The 18,355-nt window shown below is 43.1% G+C and carries 11 protein-coding genes and 1 pseudogene; 1 reads left to right on the top strand and 11 read right to left on the bottom strand.

Translation table 11 applies throughout. The annotated features are described in order from the left end of the window. Positions 1-515 precede the first annotated feature (515 nt). Positions 516-1,175 (bottom strand): response regulator, encoded by a 660-nt coding sequence (locus tag VXK47_RS03410; RefSeq protein WP_435547366.1) that lies wholly within the window; start codon positions 1,173-1,175, stop codon positions 516-518. A 462-nt stretch (positions 1,176-1,637) separates the two neighbouring features. Here VXK47_RS03410 and VXK47_RS03405 point away from each other — a divergent pair, with 462 nt between their 5' ends. Then, positions 1,638-8,048 (top strand): CheR family methyltransferase, encoded by a 6,411-nt coding sequence (locus tag VXK47_RS03405; protein ID WP_435547365.1) that lies wholly within the window; start codon positions 1,638-1,640, stop codon positions 8,046-8,048. Positions 8,049-8,064: 16 nt separating this feature from the next. Here the strand turns inward: VXK47_RS03405 and amrS are convergent, their stop codons facing one another. From amrS to VXK47_RS03355, 10 genes and pseudogenes are all read right to left on the bottom strand, one after another. Next, a complete protein-coding gene (gene amrS, locus VXK47_RS03400; protein WP_435547364.1) occupies positions 8,065-9,090 on the bottom strand; it encodes an AmmeMemoRadiSam system radical SAM enzyme in 1,026 nt (341 codons plus the stop codon). A 15-nt stretch (positions 9,091-9,105) separates the two neighbouring features. Next, entirely contained in the window at positions 9,106-9,771 is a 666-nt protein-coding gene (locus VXK47_RS03395; protein ID WP_435547363.1) for a dienelactone hydrolase family protein, read from the bottom strand. Between the two features lie 22 nt (positions 9,772-9,793). Continuing rightward, entirely contained in the window at positions 9,794-10,477 is a 684-nt protein-coding gene (locus VXK47_RS03390; protein WP_435547362.1) for a phosphoribosyltransferase, read from the bottom strand. A 24-nt stretch (positions 10,478-10,501) separates the two neighbouring features. Continuing rightward, entirely contained in the window at positions 10,502-12,034 is a 1,533-nt protein-coding gene (locus VXK47_RS03385) for a sigma-54 interaction domain-containing protein (protein ID WP_435547361.1), read from the bottom strand. A gap of 755 nt (positions 12,035-12,789) precedes the next feature. Beyond that, on the bottom strand, positions 12,790-13,377 hold the full coding sequence (locus tag VXK47_RS03380) for a response regulator (RefSeq protein WP_435547360.1): 588 nt from the start codon (positions 13,375-13,377) through the stop codon (positions 12,790-12,792). A gap of 437 nt (positions 13,378-13,814) precedes the next feature. Further along, entirely contained in the window at positions 13,815-14,111 is a 297-nt protein-coding gene (locus tag VXK47_RS03375; protein ID WP_435547359.1) for a hypothetical protein, read from the bottom strand. Positions 14,112-14,220: 109 nt separating this feature from the next. Then, on the bottom strand, positions 14,221-14,445 hold the full coding sequence (locus tag VXK47_RS03370; RefSeq protein ID WP_435547358.1) for a hypothetical protein: 225 nt from the start codon (positions 14,443-14,445) through the stop codon (positions 14,221-14,223). Between the two features lie 478 nt (positions 14,446-14,923). After that, positions 14,924-15,124, bottom strand: a complete 201-nt coding sequence (locus VXK47_RS03365) for a hypothetical protein (protein WP_435547357.1) — start codon at positions 15,122-15,124, stop codon at positions 14,924-14,926. A 77-nt stretch (positions 15,125-15,201) separates the two neighbouring features. Then, on the bottom strand, positions 15,202-15,882 hold the full coding sequence (locus tag VXK47_RS03360; protein ID WP_435547356.1) for a phosphoribosyltransferase: 681 nt from the start codon (positions 15,880-15,882) through the stop codon (positions 15,202-15,204). Positions 15,883-16,127: 245 nt separating this feature from the next. Beyond that, positions 16,128-18,355, bottom strand: a pseudogene (locus VXK47_RS03355) (PAS domain-containing protein); the annotation flags it as partial.

Genomic DNA, 18,355 nt, shown 5'->3' with positions numbered 1-18,355 from the left:
GCTCGGACGCCAGCAGAAAATAAAAAAAAGTGAAAATATTTTTTGCCTGGTAAATTTGCCTGAAAAATTGGGTTGAAATAAAAAATTGTGGGTTGAAAATCGTCGAGATTTTAGCCTGATAGACTTATTAAATTACCTCATACATGTATATTGCTATGGTCAGAATCACGAGTAAAGCCATAACCAATTTCAATAAAAATGAATAAGTTAATGCTTTCATAATGCCCTATCCTTTCATAATTTTATTTTTTCTTTTATAATACATACAAGCGATTTTAATTGAAATGAGGTGCATCCCCTATTTTGTCATGCAAAATTATGTAGAAATTTTTTTTGATGACATGAGATTAAAAATTTAGATCATTTTCTTTGTAAGGGATGGAAATTATAGGAATGAAAAAAAGGGTAAAACTATCAGGGGGATGCATTGAGATCAGTCATGGAGCGAAGGGAAAAGGTACGTCAATAGATACAACCTGACTACTTAAGATTAATTGATATTTAATTATTTTATACTATTCGTTTATTACCAGTCCTCTTTCAATAGAATAGGCAGTTAAGGCCGAAGCTGTGTGAAGGTCCAGTTTCTCCATAATATTTGCCCTGTGTTTTTCAACTGTTTTCACACTGATACACAGATAATCAGCAATCTCCAGATTCTTATATCCCTCGCCTACCAGTTTAAGCACTTCTTTTTCCCTTTGGGTAAGCATATCCCACGATGAATCCTGTTTAATGGTTTTTTGACCCTCAATATAACCTTCCAGAATTTTGCCGGATATTTCGGGGCAGACATATTTCTTTCCGGACAGAACCGCATTTATGGCTATAAGCAGTTCTTCCTGGGAAGAAGACTTTAAGCAATAGCCTTCTGCACCTGATTTGAAGGCCTCAATTATATATTCCTCCTTTGTGTGCATGGTCAGAACAATAATCTTTGTAGCAGGGCAACTGCTCTTTATTTCTTTGATAACGGAAATACCGTTCATTTTTGGCATGTTAAGATCAAGCAGAATAATGGCAGGATTATGTTTTTTTACGCAACGGATGGCATCGAGTCCGTCTCCTGCCTCCCCAACGACTTCAAGGTTATCATGGGAATTCAGAAGAACGCATATTCCCTGCCTAAGCAATGTATGATCTTCGGCAATAACCACCTTCTTTTTTTCTCGCATAGTTGGCACCCCGTAATAATTCCTGTTAATTTAACATTCCCAATATTAGCATTCCGTCAAAATAATCAATATATACATAATATACATAAAAATACATTATTCTATTTATATACTATTTTTTCAAAAATAGTAAAGTTATTGTTTATATCTTCATGTTGTCATTGGTTAATTATGAATTCTGATATCGTCGTCCCCTTCCGGTTTCATAATGTTTCAGCACTTTCCAGTGAACCACAAATTCTGCAGGAAATCAGTTGCAAAAAAATTCCTTTTGAAAAACATCCAAAGATAACGAATGGACTATTATAGTGTTAATTGGATTGACACAAAAGCTGACAGGCAATAAAATGCCGGATGGAAAAGGTTTTTGCCTGTGGTTTACACACTTGCCTTCTCTCCATCCCGCTGAGGTGAAACCACGCTTTTCGTTTTCAAATTTATTCCGGAAATTCGGAGCTACATATGAGTAAATTTCAAAAACAACATAAAGCCGGAAGTATGACAACAGAACCGGAAGGCCGCTCCGGTTCCGATGAGCCGTTACTGGTTGTGGGCATAGGCGTTCCGGAAGGGGCGGAAAAATCTCTGGAAGAAATTTTTTCCGGGGTATTTTCCGGTCAAAATCCGGCATTTATACTGGTCAGGCATTTTAATCATCCAAATGTAGACGAGATAAAGGAACTTCTTGGCGAAAAAACACAATTTCCTGTAGTCGAGGCTGAAAACGGAATGCTTGTGACATCCGATAAAATTATTGTGATGCCGCCCAAAAAGCTTTTGAGCATTGCCGAAAACAAGCTCAGCATCCTGGAACACACCGAGTGTGATGCTCTTCCCATGCCTATAGACCATTTTTTCTGTTCTCTCGCTGCTGACAAAAAAGAACTTGCATGCGGAATTCTTTTGGCAGGCGCCGGTTCGGACGGTGTAATGGGCTTATCTGAAATTAAAGCCGGAAGAGGCTATACAATATTGGAAGAATCTGAAGATGCGGAGGTTTCTGAAAATACCCGGAAGGTGGTGGAAGCCGGTCTGGCTGATGAAGTTCTTCCCGCAAAAGCAATCCCAAATTCGATTGAGGCTCTTGTGCGCCGGATTTCCGAAAAACGTAAAAGAAAAGCCTGTTCTTCGGATATCAAACCTGAACTTGCGGCGATCCTGGATATTCTCCGCAGCGGAACAGGACATGATTTCAGTTTATACAAACCCGGCACCCTTGAACGCAGAATCAGGCGGCGCATGGTTTTTGCAAATCTTGCGACATATGAAGAATATGCCGGATATTTGAATGAGCATCCGGATGAAATCCATCTTTTACAAAAAGATCTTTTTATCGGTGTAACTGAATTTTTCCGGCAATCCGCGGCCTGGGAAGAACTGGAAAAAAACGTAGTAATCCCGCTTATTGAAAAAGCTTCGCAGGGATCGGAGTTGAGAGCGTGGATCCCAGGTTGTTCAACAGGCAAAGAAGTTTACAGCCTGGCAATGCTTTTTGATGAAGCAATTGAAAGAAGCGGCAAGGATATAAGTTTTCAGTTTTTTGCCACCGATTCCGATGCCGCCGCAATTGAAATTGCCCGCAACGGAACTTATACAGACGGATATCTTGGTTGTGAAATTTCGCCCGAAAGGCAAAAACGGTTTTTTAAATACCAGGAAGGCCAATACCGGATTAAAAAGAAAATCCGGAAACAAATTGTTTTTGCCGTGCATAATCTTCTTGCTGATCCGCCTTTTTCAAGGCTTGATTTGATAAGCTGCAGAAATCTTTTAATTTATATAGACCAAAAAGTCCAGAGAAAGGTTATAGAACTGTTTCATTTTACGCTTGGCGAAAGCGGCTTTCTGTTTTTAGGCTCCGCTGAAAACGCTCTGGATCGTGAAGACCTGTTTAAGCCGGTTTCAAAAAAATGGCGGATTTATCAGCGCATCGGCACGGGCCGCCGAAGCGCTAATGAACTTATTTCTTATCATTCATCTGATGCGCAGCAGGCAAAGCGACCTCATACTCCTGCCGGCAAATTATCAGGGATGAGCTTTGCTGCGATTGCCCGGCAAACGCTTTTGGAACGTTTTGCGCCGGCATGTGTTATGATTGACAGAAAGCTTCGGGTGCTCTACCTGAACGGGGATGTTGAAAACTATCTTACATTGCCTTCCGGTGAACTGACCACATATGTTATTGATATGGCAAGGGACGGCTTAAAAAACCGCCTGAGGGGAGCGATTGCAAAAAGCATGGAAGACAACCGTCCGGTATCTTTTACGGCCGGCGTTTTCCGCGGCGGGAAAATGCAGCCGGTCAAATCCACAGTAAGTCCTCTAAAATACCCCATAGAAGCCGATGGACTTATACTGATTACATTCGAGGAATACTGCGCTCACTCCAAGACTGCGGCTGATATGTCTTTCAGTGAAAGCAATGTATCTCAACTTGAAAACGAACTTAAGATGACGCGGGAAGAACTCCATGGCACTATTGAATATCTGGAGAATCTTAATGAGCGTTTTAAGGCTGCAAATGAGGAAGCGGAAACCTCCAATGAAGAATTGCAGTCAAGCAATGAGGAGCTTGAGACTTCCAGAGAAGAACTTCAATCCTTAAACGAGGAACTTAATACCGCCAATGTCCAGTTGCAGGAAAAAATAGAAGATCTCGAACGCGCAAATGATGATGTAAACAATCTGCTGGAAAGCACTCATATTGCGACTGTCTTTCTTGACAGGGAACTTAAGGTCAAGCGTTATACTCCGGCTATCGTCAATCTTTTCAGCCTGATTCCGTCAGACTTTGGCCGCCCCATAGCCGATATTCTGAAAAAGTTTGATGATAACGACCTGACGGATGATGCGGCCAAAGTTCTGGCGAATCTGACACCAATCGCAAAAGAAGTGCAGGCCGGTCAGAACCAGTGGTATATCCGCCGTGTTACCCCGTATCGCACCAAAGACGACCGTATTGATGGAGTAGTAATTACTTTTGCCGATATTACCGTACTGAAACGTTCCGAAAAAGCGCTAAGGGAAGCAAAAGATAACCTTGAAATCCGCGTCCTGGAGAGAACTTCGGAACTTGAAGCTGCAAACAGCAAATTAATAAAGGAGATTGCAGACCGCAAACGGGCGGAACAGGCCGTCAAAGATGAACGGAAGCGGCTATATGACGTTCTGGAAACAATTCCTGCATACCTTGTGCTTCTGGATGAGGATTATCATGTGCCCTTTGCCAACCGTTATTTCCGGGAATGTTTCGGAGAATCCAACGGAAAACGTTGTTTTGAATATCTGTTCGGAAGAAGCGAGCCCTGTGAAATTTGCGAAACATATACTGTGCTTAAAACAATGCAACCCCATGAGTGGGAGTGGACCGGTCCGGATGACCGCGATTACCAGGTCCATGATTTTCCTTTTATAGACACTGACGGCTCAACCCTTATCATGGAAATGGGAATTGATATCACCGATCTCAATAAAGCCAGTAATGAGCTTCTTCTTCATAAGGAACACCTTGAAGAACTGGTGCTGAAGAGGACAGCTGAACTCGAAAGAAAAAACGAACAGCTTGCCGAAGAAATTACGGAACGTAAAAAGGCCGAGACGTCCCTGCGGCACGCCAAGAAAGAATGGGAACTGACATTTAAGAGCATCCCTGATCCGATTGCAATTTTAGATGATGACCACGGGATCATGCGGGTGAATCCGGCGATGGCCGGTCTGCTCGGATGCACACCGGATCAGTGCGCTGGTATGAAATGCCACACGGCTGTCCATGGAACGGACAGTCCACCGGCATTCTGTCCGCATACGCAAACACTGATTGACGGCAAAGAACACAGCGCAGAAATTTACGAAGCGCGTCTCGGCAGACATTTTCTGGTAACAACGACTCCGGTATGCGATGAGAACGGCAAGATGACCGGTTCCGTGCATGTAGCCAGAGATATTACCGAGCTTAAACAAAAAGAAGAGCGGATAAAAAGTGTGGCATTATTCCCGGAGGAAAATCCTTATCCAGTCCTGCGAGTATCCTGGGATGGCACAATTCTGTATGCCAACCGTGCATCAGCCAGTCTGCTGGAGCATTGGCTATCTGATGACGGCATGACCGTCCCGGAACCGGTACAAGAAAAAGTACAGTCAGCACTGACAGACGGAAAAAATCAGGAAATGCAGATCCGATGCGACATGCGCGATCTGTCGCTGGTGCTCGCACCAATGCTTGAACGCGGTTATGTCAATTTCTACGGTCGCGACATTACAAAACTTAAACGGGCGGAAACCTCACTGATGGAAAGCAGTAATCAGCTCCGGACTATTATTGAAAATCTTGCTGAAGGTCTGGTAGTTGCCGATATGGACGGCAATATGATTCACTGGAACCGTAAGGCTCTGGAAATGCACGGGCTTGAAAGCGTAGACAAGCTCTGCTGCCATCTGTCGGATTTTATCGGAATCTTTGAACTTTCAGATATGGAGGGCAATATTTTGCCATTTGATCAATGGCCGTTTGTCCGCATTTTTCGCGGAGAGAATCCGGGAATCCTGGAAGCATGCATCCTGCGTACCGATAAGAGCTGGAAACGGATCTACAGCTATGGAGGTGGCTTAGTATATAATGATCTGAATCAACCTTTTTTGGCTGTTGTCTCGATCAGCGACATTACTGAACGCAAGAATTTTGAAGAGGCCCTCCGGAAGAGCAAGGTGGATTTAAACCGGGCACAGGCTGTCGCCAGCACCGGTAGCTGGCGTCTTGGTCTTGAGTCAAACCGGCTGTTGTGGTCGGATGAGACTTACCGGATATTTGAAATTCCTGAAGGAACGCCCATTACATATGATATTTTTATGGCGTCCCTACATCCCGATGACAGGAATTACGTTGACCGGCAGTGGCGGGAGGCACTTGATGGCGGTGTGCCTTATGATATCGAACATCGTATTGTTGCAGGCGATACCGTGAAATGGGTACGCGAACGGGCCGAACTGGAATTTGATAAAGAAGGGAATCTGACAGGTGGATTCGGAACGATCCAGGACATCACAAAGCGTAAGTACAGTGATACTTTATTGCAGGAAAGTTTGAGGCGTTTTGAACTGCTTTCCCGGATTGCCGGAGATCTTCTGCAATGTTCAGATCAGCAGGAAGTAGTTGAAATTCTTTGTCAAAAGGTAATGAAACATCTGGACTGCCAGGCTTTTTTCAATTTTTTAGCAGATGATACAGCTAACAGGCTGCATCTGAATGCATACTCCGGTATCACATCCGAAGAAGCGGAAAAAATTGAGTGGCTCGATTACGGGGTTGCTGTTTGCGGCTGTGTTGCTCAACAAGGATGTCGTATCGTATCCGAGCATATTCCAACTACTGATGATCCCCGAACCGAGTTGGTCAAATCATACGGTATAAAAGCTTATGCCTGCCATCCTCTGCTGGGAGCTAAAGGAAATGTGATAGGCACTTTATCCTTCGGCACTAAAACCCGTGAAACTTTTTCCGAAGATGAATTGGCTCTTATGAAGGCGGTGGCCGATCAGGTGGCGATTGCCATGGTCCGTATCCGGCATGAACATGCACTGTGGAACAGCAAAGAAGCTCTGCTTAAAGCAAATACCTTACTGGAACAAAAGGTCAACGAGCGCACTGCGAACCTGAGCGAAACGGTTAAAGCCTTAAGGAACGAGATCAGAGATAAAGTTCTGACCGAAGAAGAACTAAAATCGGCAAATCAGGAACTGGAAAACATGACAAACCAGTTGCGGATTTTAGCCGGAGAACTGACCATGGCCGAACAACGCGAACGAAAACGGATGGCTACTATTTTGCACGACGATCTTCAGCAGCAGTTGGCTCTGGCCAAAATACAGGTTTCCTGTCTTAATGCAACGGATAAAGACAAGTTCTTTACATCCATAAAAAATATTGAGAATCTGCTGTCCCAGGCAATAAACGTTTCGCGTACGCTGACATCCGAACTAAGCCCTCCGATTCTCTTTGAGTCCGGCTTGAAGGCCAGCCTGGAGTGGCTTGCACGATGGGAAGAAGCCAAATACGGGTTAAAAATATCCCTTACATCAGAAGAAAATATTCCAGAGCTGGAAGAAGATGTAAAAATAATGCTGTTTTCAGCAACACGGGAGTTGTTGTTTAACACGATCAAACATGCCAAAGTCGATTCGGCGGTAGTGGAACTGAGCCGGACTAAAGATGGGAGCCTGCGGATTACTGTAAGTGACTCCGGTATGGGTTTTGACATCTCAAAAATAAAATCGGCCGGTGAAGCCGGGGCCGGTTACGGATTGTTATCCATCCGTGAACGCTTACATTTTTTTGGAGGCAACCTTGATATAGACAGTGCGCCAGGCAGGGGCAGCCGTTTTATAATGGCGATACCTGTTGCCCCGGCTAAACCGGAACCGCAGACAGTCTCAGTTGAGACAAACGGTGCGCCTGGGTCTGAGATTTCTGCCGATAGCCAAAAAACGGGCGGACAAATTCGCGTGTTAATAGTTGATGACCATGCCATGATGCGGGAAGGACTTGCCGGTATGCTTAATCTGGAACCGGACATCGAAGTTGCCGGTCATGCACAAAACGGTTATGAAGCCATAGAAAAGGCCGGAGTTCTGATGCCTGATGTAATCCTTATGGATATCAGCATGCCCGTATTAAACGGCATCAGCGCCACACAGGTTATTAATGAAAAATATCCTGATATCTGCATCATCGGATTGTCTATGTATGAAGAGGATGAAAGCGCAGAAGCAATGCTGAAAGCGGGAGCTGCCTGTTATCTTACCAAGAGCGGACCGAGAAGCCAGCTGATTGCAACGATCAGAAATTGCATGAAGAGACAAGATATAGGCGGCATATAAAATGCCGCCCTGCTTTTCATTTCCAGATCCCGCTTATTTTAGTATCGCAAGCGGGACAAAGTCCGTTCTTAAGCAGAGACGCAAGATTTTGCGTCTCTGCAACTCCCATATATTTTCTTTGCACCAGCAATTTTTTGCAGTTGTGACAATAGGTGTTTCCTCCTTCAGGGACATTACCAAGATAAACATAACGTAATCCCTTACTATGGCCGATCTCCCGTGCGCGTCTTAATGTTTCAACCGGCGTAGCGCCTTTGTCCGTCTGCTTGTAATCGGGATGAAAGCGGCTGAGATGCCAAGGGATATCCTTATTGACTCCGGCAAGAAACTCTGCGATATTACTTAATTCTTCATCCGAATCATTTCCGCCCGGTATAACCAGCGTTGTGACCTCCACCCAGATCCCCAGCTCATTCATGGCTGATATACTGTCCAGAACCGGCTGGAGACGCCCTTTACAGGTTTTTTTATAAAAATCATCGCTGAAACTTTTCAAATCCACATTTGCGGCATCCAGGAAAGGTCTGATCGTTTTTAAGGTTTCTCCGGTCATAAATCCGTTGGTTACAAAAACATTGTGCAGCCCCGCTTCCCTGGCTAATTTGCTAGTATTATAAGCATATTCGAAAAATATGGTTGGTTCGGTATAAGTATATGAAATACTTTTACAGTTATGTTTTTTTGCTTTTTCAACAATCTGATCCGGCATCATTGCAAATCCGGAATTTATATTTCCGTTGCGGGCTGAGGCCTGTGAAATTTGCCAGTTTTGACAAAACCCGCATTTAAAATTACAGCCGATTGAGGCGATAGAGTAAGAAGTCGAGCCAGGCAGAAAATGATAAAGAGGTTTCTTTTCGATAGGGTCGACATTGGCAGCGATCAACTCAGCATAAGTCAGGGTATAAAGAATTCCTTCTATATTCTGCCTTACACCGCAAATACCGAATTTTGATTCGGCGATCCGGCATTCATGAGCACAAAGATAACAATGCACATTTTTTCCATCAAGGCTTTCCCAGAGCAGTGCTTCTTTATTCATTTTATTTACATTCCTTTAAGTATTATCCGCAAGATAATGCGCAAACCAGTCGCTTGCCAGCTCTGCCGCTTTTTCCAGAGCGCCCGGCTCTTCGAAAAGATGAGTTGCTCCCGGAATAATGAACATTTTTTTCTCGCAATTCAACTCGGCATAGGCGGCCTCGTTCATTGAAATAACGGGCTCATCATAGCCTCCGACAATAAACAGCGTAGGCGCCTTTACACTTGGCAGATATGTCATGGCAAGATCCGGACGCCCGCCCCTGGAAACAACGGCCTTAACATATCCCGGCTCTCTTGCAGCAGCCTGCAAGGCAGCTCCGGCTCCAGTGCTGGCTCCGAAATAGCCGCTTATCAGACTTCTTGTTTCAGTATTGCCCGAAGTCCAATTAACAATAGACAGAAGACGGTCTGCAAGCAGATCTATATCAAAAACTTTTCGCCTGTCCGAAGCTTCTGCTTCCTCAAGCAGATCTGCCAGCAGCGTGGCAAGACCCGACTCTTGAAGTATGTGCGCGACATAGTTATTACGAGGGCTCAAACGGCTGCTGCCACTACCGTGAGCGAAAATAACCAGTCCTTTGGAACCGGGAGGAATTCCCATAATCGCTTTGAGTTTTTTTCCATCAGCAGAAATTATGATTTGCTTCTCATAGCTTCCGGTTTCTCCCGATCCGTTCATTGGCCATTGCTCCTTTTTTATTTCAAACCATTTCAACCTGAGCAGCCTCTGAGAGGCTCCGGTAATGCTGCAGGATTTCAATAACTTCTTCATCATCAATCTGATCGAAGTTTTTGTACCAGGCGCCTACCGCAGAAAAGTAGGCGGGTATACTCAGACATACTATTTCATCGGCAAAAGCCTTTAACATCTCAAAACTATCCTGGGCAGATACGGGAGCTGCGGCTACCAATTTTTTTGGATTACTTGTGCGCAATCCTTCCAGAGCAGCCCGGAACGTATATCCGGTGGCTATGCCGTCATCAACAACTATAACGGTTTTCCCGGAAAGAACCTCAGCAGGCCTGTCTCCGCGATATAATCTTATCCGCCGTTCGATTTCTTTACCCTGGAAGGCAATTTCCCTGTCCAGGTAATTTTTATCCGCACCGGCAAGACGCGCAACTTCTACATTGATGATGGGAATATATTTACCGCTTACCACTGCGCCGATACCGAGTTCCGGTTGATAGGGAGCTCTGATTTTGCGGGCAATAATGACATCCAATGGTGCTGAAAGTTTTTTGGCAACTTCTTCGGCTACCACAACACCGCCCCGGGGAATACCCAGAACAACCGCAGGTTCTTTATTGAATCCACGTTTAACCAGTGCGTCGGCTAATTTTTTACCTGCATCACGGCGATCTTCAAAAACAATATTTTCCATCTTAAGCCCCCTAAGGCAAACAACTTAATCCGACGCACAGGACTTGGGTCTGACTATACTGAGCTTATGCATCCTCGCTCTCAATGTGCTCGGGTGAAGGCCCAGTATTTCGGCTGCCCCATTCTTTCCGTTAATGCGCCATCCGGTTTTAGAAAGGATTTTAATTATTTGATTTTTATTAATATCATCTAAAGTTATCGTGGTGGACGCCGGGTGGTATACCTTTAATTGATCCGGCAGTTGCAAGGTCGGCCCCTGGCACAGGATAACCGCCCGCTCAATGATACTTTCCAACTCCCGTATGTTCCCGGGCCAAGGATAGCCCTGTAGTTCCATCAGCGTTTCTTTGCTGATCGATGTGATCCGTTTTCCCAATTTTTTGGCACATCGCTCTGCGAAGGTTTGGACTAACCGGGGGATGTCTTCCGCTCTCTCACGTAGCGGAGGAACAGTGATAGGAAAGACATTGAGCCGATAGTAAAGGTCCTGCCGAAACCGGCCCATGTGAACCTCTTCCTCAAGGTTTCGATTGGTCGTTGCCAGGATACGCACATCAACTTTGATAGTATGAGATGAGCCCAGGCGCTCAAACTCGTTATGCTGGATCACCCGAAGCAGCTTGGCCTGCATCTCCAATGGAAGTTCCCCGATCTCGTCGAGGCAAAGAGTTGAACCATTAGCAACCTCGAACCGGCCTATCTGCCGGGTGTCGGCTCCCGTAAATGCCCCCTTCTCTCTGCCAAACAATTCGCTCTCTATTAAATTTTCCGGCAAGGCGGCACAGTTGACCGTGATCAGGGGTCTTTGCTTACGCGGACTCATTTCATGGATGGCGGCAGCGATTAACTCTTTTCCTGTACCGGTCTCTCCCTGTATAAGAACCGTTGTGTTTGCAGGGGCAACCTGCTTTGCCCGGTAGAGAGCATAATTTAAACCATCACTTTGTCCGATAATATGCTCATGCCGATGTTTCATTTTGCTCTCATTACGGAAATAAATATTTCCGGATTCAGGCTGGTCTTTCGTTTTATTAATTTCGGAGAGAGTTGTCTTGTATTTGATTATACGCTCCTGCTTCATGTTTTCCGGTTTATTATTGACTCTTTGCAGCACTTTCTTTTCTATCTTCTTGCATTTTTGTTCCGTAAGTTCATTAACTGCCAAACACACCACACCGTGTTTTTTTGCATACTTAGAGGCACATACGGAAAGTAGGACAGGCACAGAATTTTCAGCCAATGTCTGCAGGGAAAGTTCCACCTTACTATCCTCCTTTAAACCATGGTAAACTGATGTCTCAAACAATTGAAGGTCTGCTGATGAAATATACCGGTAGATTGAAGATGCTATTACTTTCTCCAGAGAACCTTTTACCATATCTGCAAAATGCTGATTACAGCAAAGGATCGTGCCGTCAGAGGCCAGCATAATCGCACCTTCTCTCATTGTTTCGGACATGATACTTTGAGCACCCTTCAGGTAAGTGACCTTATCTTCTATCATATGATCTCTGAAAATTAATGTATCATCTTTTCTTGTCGGGAAAGCCGTATTCATAATAAAAATTCCTTTTCACTCATGCAAACCCTGCTCCCTTTTGGTATAATACCCGATTCTGCTTGCCCTGCCTCTGATAGCTCCGCTCGCTTAATGGAGCAATAAACTGATGTGGCCATAAGTATTTAGACAAGTTCATTATTTCAGTACCCAAATGTCATAGTTATTATCCCGGCAGTGTCTATGCAACTAAGCCCGGATTAAAATTTTATTGTTGTGTTTTCTACTATTACAGAAACCACCGGCCAAGTAAATAGGGTGAATAATGTATTTATATGAGGAAAATTCCCATTTTGTCTTAATTAATTGTTATAGTTTATTTGGTGGTGGAGCGATGTCTTCGAAGTCCGGTAAAGATTATTCTGTGGTTCGCATGTAAACTTAATTGTATTTTCCCCTGTTTAAGGTGTCATAAAGACACAGCTTGCGCTAAAATCCCGACTATAAATTTCTCTGGCCACAACGCCCGTCTGTTTCGGTCTCTCAATAACCGAGTACTGAATTTGGTACGAAAATGATGGAGTAAAAGCTGTTTTAATTAAGATCATTTTCAGAATCAGGATAGCTTGATTTTTATATGAGAATACAGGAGTCAGAATACAGAATGCAGAAGAAAAACAATAGTATGGTTATTCTGACTCCTGTATTCTCATGCTTCGTTGTGTCCGCCCCGGGCATGGAGGTTAGTGCTAATTTACGTAATGTATATGGGGGCATGTATTTTCATCCGGCATAAACACAAGAGATGTGTATACCTATAAATAAATCTTGGCATTATAATGGTTTAGCACATTTCGCACTCTTTCAGCCAGATGATGCAGAGTGAAAGGTTTTTGCAAGAAGTTTACCTCTTTGTTAAGCATATTCTGATCAGAGTATAATTCGATCGAGTCTCCTGACATATAAATACATTTCATATCCGGCCGTATGGAAGTTAACTGCTTTGCAAGTTCCAGTCCGTTTATCTGAGGCATTCGGATATCTGTTATCAGCAGCTGGATCTTGCCATCATAAACTTTAACAAGACGAATCGCATCAAAGGGCATATTCGAGGTTAATACCTTATATCCCATATTTTCCAAAAAAATTTTGCAAAGACCCGTTATGGTTTTATTATCATCAACTACCAGCAGTGTTTCTCCTAAATCTGCGATCTCGTCCAATTTTTTATTGTTTGAGGGCAGTTCTTTTGATTTGATTATCTGTTTGCAGATAGGCGCTTTTGATTGGGAGGTGTTGGCTTCCAATTCTTTATTGATCAGTACAGGATAGTACGGAATTGCCGGAAAAGTTGAATCCGCCATATGGTTTCTGTAATTGATTTGATTTCTATCCGCATTCATATTTCTTCCTCCCTGCTAAAAAAATAATGACAGCGTAATATAATTATGTGTGATATCCGATTTCATGTTTCTGAATCTTTAAACATTAGCTGCAAACAAGAATGGATTTCTTTCAGGAATTAATTCGGTTGCCTTTTCCCCTGTAAACCAGCATGAATCCGGTCGCACATTTATGCCGGAAATATTTTTGTGGAATACTTCAAGGCCGAAATTGTCAATCTGTTTTAAGCAGCTGGTATGTATAAATAATTTTGCTTTATAGTTCAATCAGTTTATTGTGTTTACTAATTCGTATGCTGAATTTCCATCGAAATCCCCGAATAGTTTCAGATGAACATTCTCACTATTTCTGAAAACCTCTATTTTAAAATTCGATGCCATTACATATCCTCCTTTATGGAGTTGATCTTATAACAATGATTTGCTTATTATATTTACTAATACCAGAATGATTCTTTTGTTTTCGGTTCCATCCTGTTTCCGTGTTTTCCTATGAATAGCAGATCCTGAAAGGAAGCATCATTCAAAGGAAATTCTTTCCGGAAAACATCTAAAGCCAAAGGATGGATTAAAAAAAGACCGTTGGTGTTAATAATAAAGTTTTTAGTTTTTTTAGAATTGGCTTTTAAAACATCAATCAGTTCTATTGCTGAAAAACCGTTAAATTCACCTATAAGGTCAATATAAATATTGCCGTTGCTTTGCCTTGTAACAATTTTAAAATTCGAATCCATATTTTGTACCTGTTCTTTCTGACTTTATAGCGTTTTCAAATTATTATTTTTTATATCATGCCAGCATATCGGAAGAAGAGTACTTACTTGCCGCTATCGCAGTTGCGGTTCAGAAGCTCTGATACGACAGAGAAAAAGTTTCAAGTTCCGAATAATTGTTAGAGCATGAGATCACATCATTTAATACTGCCTGTAACCCGCTTATTATTTTGCAATTATTAAAACAATCCGGGAGTTGATTTTTTAGTTTGCAATCCCTGCATGGACTTTTACTTAAATATCCAACCTGACATTCCAGCTTCATTTCACCTGTTTTATTCAATTTTTTTTTCATGATCAGATCCTTATCGATATTAGTTATTTTCACTCAGATATATGGCCGCTATTACTATCAATCGGTTATAAATATTTAAATAAATGGTTTTTACCGAGGTTTGGTAATTGTTCAGTTTTTCATCGGGTTTTATCGCACTATTACTGAAATAACCGGTTTGGTAAATAAGGTGTATAATGTATTTTGTTTAGGGAATTTCCCCATTCCAGGAATTTCTATCGGCTTCATAAACTTCCACTAAATCCGTAATAAATTTTTTTTCTAAGAATCCGGCAGTATTTGTTTGAATTTTGTCCTTCGATTATGGCCGGAATACGGTATTTTCTCCTCAAAAATAAGCAGTTCACCTTATTTACCCTTAAATGCATAATAGGTAATATTATAATAAAGGGATGTGAAGGGTAAAATTATCAGTTTGAAAAGGCCCGTAAAGATGGACACCTGGAAACTATTTAATGCATAAACAGCCTCAATGCTTTTAACGTTTCTTTTTAATGGAGGACAGGAAGATGGAAAATAAAACGGATTGCCCGGAATGCCGCGGCACAGGAAAAGTCAGCGCACAATACATCTCAATGGCGGGAACTGCCAGACGATCCTGAGCCCTGATGATAAATACAGGCTCATCCGCTCCGATCCCGGGGATATCAATCTTTCCATATTTTCCTGAAATAGCCATAGGTCACCTCTTAATTTATAAGTTACTCCGGCATCCGGAATCTATATCCGGAATTTATCTATAGTTATTTATTATTATTATTCCTTAACATCGGCATGATGGGGATTTAACAATTTGAGATATTGCAATACTTCCTCATCATCAAGGTCATACCAGTTGAGATAATATGAAGCTACTGCAAAATAATCGGTTCTTGCCACTTTAAGGCATATCAGTTTGTCCGCCGCTGATCCCACCAGATCGTAAGCCGTGCCGGAAGCAACCGGCACCGCCACTACCACTTCGCTTGCTTTCCGGTTTCTTAAAGACTGAATCGCTGCAAGCATTGTGTAACCCGATGCAAGTCCGTCATCAATTACAATGGCTGTCCTGCCTTCCACCCGGCTTGGAGGAAGTATTTCCCTGCAGAGCCTGTTACGGCGAATGATCTCATTTCGAACCGCTTCGGACTGTCTTGTAATTTCAGGCATGGTTAATCCCAGATACTTTACCATAGGTTCATTTAAAACAAGTGAGCCGTCTTCAGTTACCGCCCCGTAACCTGCTTCCGTATTATGAGGTATCGGTATCTTGCGTACGACAATAATATCAAGGGTTGTTTTCAATGCCGCCGCAACCTCGGCTGCTACCGGCACTCCACCCCGCGGAATAGCAAAGACTATATTTTCGCCGTGCTTATAGCCGGATAATGCCGTAGCCAGGCGCTTTCCGGCATCCGTTCTGTCTTTGAAAATTAATTGTCTGTCATTAGTTGTCATGATTTTACCTTCTCTTTCATTTGGGAAGAGGGCCGGAATGAGTGATGAAAAATTTCACCCACTCCGGCCCCCATCGGGAGGAAGGAAATTCGTAACATTTTTTCAAGGAGGAAAGTATTATTACGGATTCCGGCACATTTATGTAAAAATATCACCGAAACAAAAGATTTTGTAAATAGGGTGGGGAATGTATTTGAGCAGGGAAATTACCCCATTAATATAAAGGGTTTTTTATTTCTCCCGGTTTAATTTTTTCGTCCGGTTATATCTTCAATAGCAAGAACTATAAATCTCATTTTCTCATCGCTGCTGAAAATATGACGGGCATTCAGCAACATGGTGCGTTTCCCTATATTTTCAAACTTGTGTGTTACTTTATAGTTGTCAAAATTTGAGCCTTTTGGCAGAATTTCTTCAAGCAAACGGCGCAATTCCGGGATGTCCCACTGGCCATTTCCAAGTTCATATAATTTTTTGTTCAGGGTTTCCTCTTTTTCAGCTTTGAAGGTGTTAAAAAATGAGCGGTTAGCCAGGACTATACGGAGATTTTCATCCAGTACAAGAAGTGATTCGCGTACTGTTGCAACTATGCTATCGCAAAAATTTATTTTTGCTTGCTGTAATGCCGGGTCTTGCAGCGCTTCTTCCATTTTCTTGCGTTTACTAATATCAACAAAGGTGACCACTGCGCCGTCGATTACGTTTTCCAGAGTGCGGTAAGGCCGGATGCCCATAAGATACCACTCGCCTTTTTTCGTCTGAATTTCAATTTCAAAAGCAGGGTATCAAGAACACTTTTCAAGTCTTCCAGCAGGGAATCATAACCTTGCAGATTGGAAGCAATGTGCCCGATAGGCCGTCCTGTGTCGGCCTGGATCAGGTTTATCGCACCTGTAGCAGAAGGAGTAAGTCTGGATATTTTCAAATTACGATCTACGAAGAGAGTACCCACACCGGTGCCTGCCAGCAGGTTGTTCATGTCATTGTTGGCCCGGGAAAGATCGGCAACTTTTGTTTGCAACTCTGCGTTAACCGTTGCCAGTTCTTCGTTTACGGATTGCAGTTCCTCCTTGGATGTTTCAAGTTCCTCATCGGTGCTTTGCAGTTCCTCATTTACCGATTGCATCTCTTCATTGGTTGATTTGAGTTCTTCATTGGATGTTTCCGCTTCCTCGAGAGCGGATTGAAGATATTCTTCCTTGGCTTTAAGTTCCTGCTCAAGCTTTACAATCCGGCCGTCCGGTTCAGCAGAGGTAACGCTGTCATCCATTATATCGGTTTTTTTGTGCAGACTGGAATCCTCACGGGATATTTCCTCCAGGATAACAAGATATAATTCCGGAGTATCAGTCTCTTCAGGTTCAGCCCTGACAGGAAGCACGCATAAATTGACGTTTATGAAGTCACCGTTTGTTCTTACCCTGAGGTTATTGGAATTTACCGGTTTTTTATAGTGTACGACTTTGTGAACAGCTGTTGTCAACTCCCTGCGAAGCCCTTCACGCGCCATAAGCAGAATGTTTACTCCGGCATCTCCCGGAGCAGGTTCCAGATATTTACCGGTACGTCCGTAAACATACAGGATATCACTAAGCGAATTGATCAATATAGCCGCATGAGCACAATGCTTAAGCAGTGCATGTTCGGTAAGTTCCCGGAAATTCAGTTTGCCTTTGGCAGGCCGTTCATTCGGAAAATGTCCGGAACGTGCCGCTGCTTCCGGAAAAACAGGGATCGTAGTTTTAAATTCCGGTTGGGCTGTATTGAGAATGTCCTCAATGCGGCGATAAATTTTCCATTTTCGGTCTATCGGCTTAAATGCTGTAATAAATCCACCTGTAAACTCAGATGTTCCCAGAAAGAGAATGCCGTTCGGATTAAGTGAATAGTGAAACAGTGGAATCAGCTTTTTTTGAAGATCTCCGTTCATATAGATCAGAAGATTACGGCAACTTACCATGCTGAGTTTGGAAAACGGGGGGTCTTTAGTTACATCCTGTTCGGAAAAAACTATAAGATCACGTATAATTTTACGGATCTTATAGTTATCGCCTTTTGAATCCCGGGAAAAATATTGCGCCAGCCTTTCGGGTGAGACATCTGCGGCAATGCTGGCAGGAAAGACGCCGTTTCGGGCTTTTTCAATGGCATATTTATCAATATCGGTGGCGAATATTTGCACCTTGAATGTTTCTTTCAGGTTTTCCATATATTCCTGGATCAGAATTGCAAGGGAATATGCTTCCTCTCCGGTGGAGCAACCGCATACCCAGATGCGAACCGGTTCTTCCTGAGACCTGCCTGCAAACATACCGGGGATCACCTTTTTTTTAAGCGCTTCGAAGGCCCCGGGATCACGGAAAAAATTTGTTACGCCGATCAACAGGTCGCGAAAGAGCGCTTCCGATTCTGCAGAGTTTTGCTGAAGAAAGTGAAGATATTCATGCGGACGTTCAATCTGGTGTAAAGCCAT

This window comes from Desulfobacterium sp. N47 (assembly GCF_051233685.1).
In the GTDB taxonomy this organism is placed as follows: Bacteria; Desulfobacterota; Desulfobacteria; order Desulfobacterales; family RPRI01; genus RPRI01.
The sequence above is the reverse complement of the archived record's forward strand: the minus strand, read 5'-3'. Positions and strand labels throughout refer to the sequence as shown.

Excerpts from the sequence above, each read along its gene's own strand:
- VXK47_RS03375 (WP_435547359.1), bottom strand. The coding sequence starts at position 14,111 with ATGGATTCGAATTTTAAAATTGTTACAAGGCAAAGCAACGGCAATATT.
- VXK47_RS03410 (WP_435547366.1), bottom strand. The coding sequence starts at position 1,175 with ATGCGAGAAAAAAAGAAGGTGGTTATTGCCGAAGATCATACATTGCTT.
- VXK47_RS03365 (WP_435547357.1), bottom strand. The coding sequence starts at position 15,124 with ATGGCTATTTCAGGAAAATATGGAAAGATTGATATCCCCGGGATCGGA.
- VXK47_RS03370 (WP_435547358.1), bottom strand. The coding sequence starts at position 14,445 with ATGAAAAAAAAATTGAATAAAACAGGTGAAATGAAGCTGGAATGTCAG.
- VXK47_RS03380 (WP_435547360.1), bottom strand. The coding sequence starts at position 13,377 with ATGAATGCGGATAGAAATCAAATCAATTACAGAAACCATATGGCGGAT.
- VXK47_RS03395 (WP_435547363.1), bottom strand. The coding sequence starts at position 9,771 with ATGAACGGATCGGGAGAAACCGGAAGCTATGAGAAGCAAATCATAATT.
- VXK47_RS03405 (WP_435547365.1), top strand. The coding sequence starts at position 1,638 with ATGAGTAAATTTCAAAAACAACATAAAGCCGGAAGTATGACAACAGAA.
- VXK47_RS03390 (WP_435547362.1), bottom strand. The coding sequence starts at position 10,477 with ATGGAAAATATTGTTTTTGAAGATCGCCGTGATGCAGGTAAAAAATTA.
- VXK47_RS03385 (WP_435547361.1), bottom strand. The coding sequence starts at position 12,034 with ATGAATACGGCTTTCCCGACAAGAAAAGATGATACATTAATTTTCAGA.
- amrS (WP_435547364.1), bottom strand. The coding sequence starts at position 9,090 with ATGAATAAAGAAGCACTGCTCTGGGAAAGCCTTGATGGAAAAAATGTG.
- VXK47_RS03360 (WP_435547356.1), bottom strand. The coding sequence starts at position 15,882 with ATGACAACTAATGACAGACAATTAATTTTCAAAGACAGAACGGATGCC.